At 70.6% G+C, this 5706-nt stretch carries 5 protein-coding genes; all 5 read left to right on the top strand.

Annotated elements, in window-relative coordinates:
* The first annotated feature begins 275 nt into the window (after positions 1-275).
* The gene (locus VN520_RS02165) at positions 276-1367 is read left to right on the top strand and encodes an ABC transporter substrate-binding protein (protein WP_325745103.1); all 1092 of its coding nucleotides are present in this window, start codon (positions 276-278) and stop codon (positions 1365-1367) included.
* Between the two features lie 102 nt (positions 1368-1469).
* A complete protein-coding gene (locus VN520_RS02160; protein ID WP_325745102.1) occupies positions 1470-3077 on the top strand; it encodes a sugar ABC transporter ATP-binding protein in 1608 nt (535 codons plus the stop codon).
* Positions 3074-4072, top strand: coding sequence for an ABC transporter permease (locus tag VN520_RS02155; RefSeq protein ID WP_325745101.1), 999 nt, complete (start codon positions 3074-3076; stop codon positions 4070-4072). The genes VN520_RS02160 and VN520_RS02155 overlap by 4 nt, the downstream gene beginning before the upstream one ends.
* On the top strand, positions 4069-5094 hold the full coding sequence (locus VN520_RS02150) for an ABC transporter permease (RefSeq protein WP_325745100.1): 1026 nt from the start codon (positions 4069-4071) through the stop codon (positions 5092-5094). Before VN520_RS02155 ends, VN520_RS02150 begins: the two co-directional genes overlap by 4 nt.
* A 65-nt stretch (positions 5095-5159) precedes the next feature.
* On the top strand, positions 5160-5706 hold a 547-nt coding region (locus VN520_RS02145), incomplete at its 3' end, for a LacI family DNA-binding transcriptional regulator (protein ID WP_325745099.1).

Here is a 5706-nt window from a genome sequence, read left to right as displayed (position 1 = left end):
GGCGTCCTCGCTGGTGAGGAGCTCCGGAGGCAGCAACTCGCGCCATCCGGGGGTGACCCGCAGCGACCGGTCGGTCGGCACCAGCACGTCGTCGCAGACGAGGCGGCGCAGGTCCGCCCCCACGACGAAGACGTGTCCGCTCACGACCGGGCCATACCCGCGGGGGCCGCAGCGGAACGGATCCGGCACGTGCAAGCCGGATCGAAGACCGTCCCAAGCCGGGCCCGCGAGGATGGCCGACGACACCCCTTCGAGACCCGAGGACGACGACCGCCATGCGCGCCCGCCCCCTGACCGCCGCCGGCACCCTCGCCGCGGCCTGCCTGCTCGCCGCCACCGCCACGCTGGCCGCCTCCGGCTGCTCCAAGTCGGAGACCTCGAACAGCGCGGGCGGTGACAGCGGCCAGGGCGCCCAGGCGGCCGAGTCCCCCGCGGCCGCCTCCGGTCCGGGCTGTTCGCTCCAGAGCTACGGCGCGCCCGAGATCGACCTCAAGGACGCGGTGGTCGGCTTCTCCCAGTCGGAGAAGGAGGCCAACCCGTTCCGGATCGCCGAGACCCGGTCGATCAAGGACGAGGCCGCCAGGATCGGCGTCAAGAAGCTGCTCACCACCAACGCGCAGTCGCAGCTGTCCAAGCAGATCAGCGACATCCAGGACATGCTGTCGCAGGGCGCCCAGTTCCTCATCATCGCCCCGCTGAACTCCGACGGCCTGGAGCCGGCGCTCAAGGCCGCGGCGGCGAAGAAGGTCCCCGTCCTGACCATCGACCGCAAGGTCAACTCCACGGCCTGCAAGGACTACGTGGCTTTCCTCGGCTCCGACTTCGTGGAGCAGGGCAAGCGGGCCGCCGACGCGATGATCAAGGCGACCGGCGGCAAGGGCAAGGTGGCCATCCTCCTCGGCGCCTCCGGCAACAACGTCACCACCGACCGGACGAAGGGCTTCGTCGACCGGATCGAGGCGGAGGCGCCCGGCATCGAGATCGTCGCCCAGCAGACCGGCGAGTTCGCCCGTGACAAGGGCCAGCAGGTCATGGAGCAGCTCATCCAGTCCAAGCCCGACATCACCGCCGTCTACGCGGAGAACGACGAGATGGGCCTCGGCGCCGTCACCGCGCTGAAGGCGGCCGGCAAGAAGCCCGGCAAGGACGTCAAGATCGTCTCGGTCGACGGCACCCGCAATGCCGTACAGGCCCTGGTCGACGGCGAGTACAACGCCGTCATCGAGTCCAACCCGCGCTTCGGGCCGCTGGCCTTCGCGACCGCCCAGAAGTTCTACGACGGCGAGGAGATCCCCGAGAACGTCATCATCTCCGACCGCTCCTACGACGAGACCAACGCCAAGGAGTCGCTGGGCGGAGCCTACTGACCGGCCACCGGCCCCAACGGCTCCGGCCGCCGTGACGCCCACCCCGGGCCACGGCGGCTCCCGGGCCCTCACCCCTTGGACAGCGGAAGGCCGAGCACCCCCATGGCACCACCCGAAGCGATACCCCAGGCACCGGAGGCGGCCGGCCGCACGGCCTCCGCCGTGCTCGAAGCCCGTTCGGTGAGCAAACGGTTCCCCGGCGTCGTAGCCCTCGACGACGTCACCTTCTCCCTGCGCGCGGGGGAGACCCACGCGCTGGTCGGTGAGAACGGCGCGGGCAAGTCCACCCTCATCAAGGTGCTGACCGGTGTGTACCGGCCGGACGGCGGAGAACTGCGGATGACCGGCGAACCGGTGCGGTTCGCGCGGCCGGCCGAAGCCCAGCACGCCGGAATCTCCACGATCTACCAGGAGGTCAACCTCGTCCCGCTGATGAGCGTGGCGCGGAACATCTTCCTGGGCCGCGAGCCCAGGAACCGGTTCGGCCTCATCGACTTCGCCCGTATGCACCGGGAGACGGGCGAACTGCTCGACGGGTTCGGCGTACGCGTCGACCCCCGGCGCCCCCTGCACACCCTCGGGGTCGGCACCCAGCAGATGGTCGCGCTCGCACGCGCGGTGTCCGTCAACGCCCAGGTCGTCATCATGGACGAACCCACCTCCTCGCTCGAACCGCGCGAGGTCGAGACCCTCTTCCGCGTCATCGGACGCCTGCGGGGCCAGGGCATCGCCGTCCTGTACGTCAGCCACCGCATGGACGAGCTCTACCGGATCTGCGACCGGGTCACCGTCCTGCGCGACGGACGCCACATCCACACCGGCGCACTCGCCGACCTCGACCGGATGCAGCTCGTGTCGATGATGCTCGGCCGTGACCTTTCCGACGTACGCCGCTCCGGCGTCACCAGCTTCGCCGCGGAGGGACACGAGGCCGCCCGCGCACCCGTACTCACCGCGACCGGCCTCTCCAGCCGCCTCCAGCTCCACGGCATATCCGTGTCCCTGTACGCGGGAGAGGTGCTCGGCCTCGGGGGCCTCCTCGGGTCCGGCCGAAGCGAGACGGCCAAGGCGCTGTCCGGTGCGCTGCCCCTGGACGCGGGCGAACTCACCGTCGACGGCACCACCCTGAAGCGGCTCACCCCGGCCGCCGCCATCCGGGCCGGCATCAGCCTGCTGCCCGAGGACCGCAAGGCGGAAGGCATCGTCCCCGGTCTCTCCGTCCGCGAGAACATCGTGCTGGCGGCCATGCCCCGGCTCTCCCGGGCCGGTGTCGTCTCACGGGCCAAACAGGACCGGATCGTCGACATCTTCATGGAACGCCTGCGGATCAAGGCGTCCAGCCCCGAACAGAAGGTCGGTGAACTCTCCGGCGGCAACCAGCAGAAGGTCCTGCTGGCCCGCTGGCTCTGCCTGGAACCCAAGGTCCTGCTCCTCGACGAGCCCACCCGGGGCATCGACGTCGGAGCCAAGGCCGAGGTCCAGAGCCTCATCGACGACCTCGCCCGTGAAGGACTCGCCGTCCTGCTCATCTCCTCGGACATCGAGGAGCTCATCGAAGGCGCCGACCGGATCGTCGTCCTGCGCGGCGGAGCGGTCGCGGGCGAGCTGTCGGGTGACGACGTGGCCGAGGACCGGCTGCTCGAAGTGCTCGCCGATCACGCACCGGAGCCGGCGGACAGGGCCCCGGCCACCCAGGAGGACCCCCGATGACCCGGACCGCCGTCGCCCCGCCCACGAAGGGCGACACCCCCCGGAAGTCCGCCGGCCCCCTGGCCCGGCTGCGTGATCCCGCCTGGTACCAGACCTACGGCGTCTACATGGCCGTGGCAGTGGTGCTGCTCTTCAACGCCCTGTTCACCGACCACTTCATGACCGCCGACAACTTCCGCACCCAGCTCGTCCAGGTCGCCCCCATCGTCATCGTCGCGCTGGGCATGGCCCTGGTCATCGGTACCGAGGGCGTCGACCTGTCCGTCGGCTCGACCATGGCGCTCGCCGCCGCCTTCCTCCCGCTCTACCTCGGATACGGGCTCGTACCCGCACTCGTGGTCGCCCTCCTGGCAGGCGCCGTCGTCGGGGCGGTCAACGGCGCCCTCGTCTCCCTCGTCGGGCTGCAGCCCATCGTGGCGACCCTCGCCCTCTTCGTCGGAGGCCGCGGGCTCGCCCTCGTCATGGCCGACGGCCAGCTGAAGCAGATCGTCAACCCCGACCTGCTGTCGCTCGGCACCGGCTCCGTCCTCGGCATTCCGCTGGTCGTCTGGATCGCCGGGGTACTGGCCGCCGCCGTCGCCTTCCTGGTGCAGCGCACCACCTTCGGCCGGCAGGTCGTCGCCGTCGGCGGGAACCGCTCCGCCGCCGCGCTCGCCGGGCTGCCCGTCAAACGGATCCTCATCGGCGTATACGTCATCTGCGGGGTGCTCGCGGCTCTCGCCGGCATCCTCGCCACGGCCAGGCTCACCGCGAGCGACCCGTCCTCGCTCGGCACCCTCATGGAACTCTCCGCCATCACAGCCGTCGTGGTCGGCGGCACCCCCCTCGACGGGGGCTCCGTCCGGGTGCTCGGCACCGTGGCGGGCGCCCTGCTCATGCAGCTCCTGCGCGCCACGCTCGTCAAGCACGACCTGCCCGACTCCACCGCACAGATCGCCCAGGCGGCCATCATCATCGCCGCCGTCTACGTCGCCCGGGAGCGTCGGTCCCGATGAACGAAACCGAACCCGTCACCGCCGCCCCGGCGCCGCCGGAAGCGCCCGCGCCCCGCCCCGAACGGACCGGCCGGCAGCGCGCCGCCGAACTCCTGCAACGCCAGGGCGTCCTCGCGGTCCTGCTGGCCGTCGTGATCGCCGCCTCGTTCGTCTACCCGACGTTCGCGTCCCTGGACAACGCCCGCGGGGTGACCATCCAGGCGTCCTTCCTCGCCGTGGTCGCGCTCGGCATGACGATGGTCATCATCACGGGCGGCATCGACCTGTCCGTCGGGTCGGTCTTCGCCCTCGGAGGAGTCCTCGCCGCCTGGGCCTCGCAGCACGGCTTCCTCGCCGCGCTGCTGCTCCCCCTCCTGGTGTGCGGCGGAATCGGCCTGCTCAACGGGCTCCTGATCGCCCGTGGGAACATGGCACCCTTCATCGTCACCCTCGCCACCCTGCTGGGCGCCCGCGGTCTGCTGCTCGCCCTCACCGACGAGGGCGCCACCACCCGTCTGGTGCCCGAGGACTCCGCGTTCGGCGAGCTCGGCCAGGGCAGTGTCTGGGGCTTCGGCCACCCGGTCCTCATCGCCCTCGTGCTCTTCGGGGCCGGCGGCCTCGTCCTGCAGCGCACCTCGTTCGGGCAGACCCTCTTCGCCGTGGGCGGCAGCAGTGACGCCGCCACCCTGATGGGCCTCCCCGTCGCCCGTACGAAGATCCTCGTCTACACGCTCAGCGGCCTGCTCGCCGGACTCGCCGGCGCCCTCAACGCGGCCAGACTGTCCTCCGGCGTCACCATCGTCGGCGTGGGCATGGAACTCGACGCGATCTCCGCAGTCGTCATCGGAGGCACCCTCCTCGTGGGAGGCGCCGGTTCCATCAGCGGAACCCTGTGGGGCGTCCTGCTGCTGGCCGTCATCCAGAACCTGATCAACCAGATCGGCTCGCTCAACTCCTCCTACCAGTCCGTCGTCAGCGGCGGCTTCCTTATCGTTGTCGTGGTGGCCCAGCGCTATCTCGCGCGCAGTCGCACAAGCACCTGACGACGAGCCGGCCGGACAGGGCCGGACACAGAGCAGAACCGAGCCGAGCCGAACCGAGGAGTGCCGTGGGCGTCAGCCTCAAGGACGTTGCGCAACGGGCGGGCGTGTCCATCAAGACCGTGTCGAACGTGGTGAACAACTATCAGCACGTCACACCGGCCATGCGCGCCAAGGTGCAGCAGGCGATCGACGAGCTCGGCTACCGGCCGAACCTCACCGCCCGCCATCTGCGCAAGGGCCGCACGGGCATCATCGCTCTCGCCGTCCCCGAATTCGGCAACCCGTACTTCGCGGAACTCGCCGGAGCGGTCATCGACGCGGCCGCCCGGCACGACTACACCGTCCTGGTCGACCACACCGCCGGTCTCAGGGAGAAGGAACTCCTGGTCAGCCAGGGTTTCCGGTCCCATGTGATCGACGGTCTCATCCTCAGCCCCATCCACCTGGAGACCGAGGACCTCATGGCGCGCACCGAAACGGCGCCGCTGGTCCTGCTGGGCGAGCGCGAGTACGAGGCGCCCTACGACCACATCGCCATCGACAACGTCGCGGCGGCCCGCGCGGCCGTGCGCCACCTCATCGGCCAGGGCAACCGGCGGATCGCCTTCCTCG

The organism is Streptomyces sp. (genome assembly GCF_035563135.1).
Lineage (GTDB): Bacteria > Actinomycetota > Actinomycetes > Streptomycetales > Streptomycetaceae > Streptomyces.
This window is presented reverse-complemented; position numbering and strand designations above follow the sequence as displayed.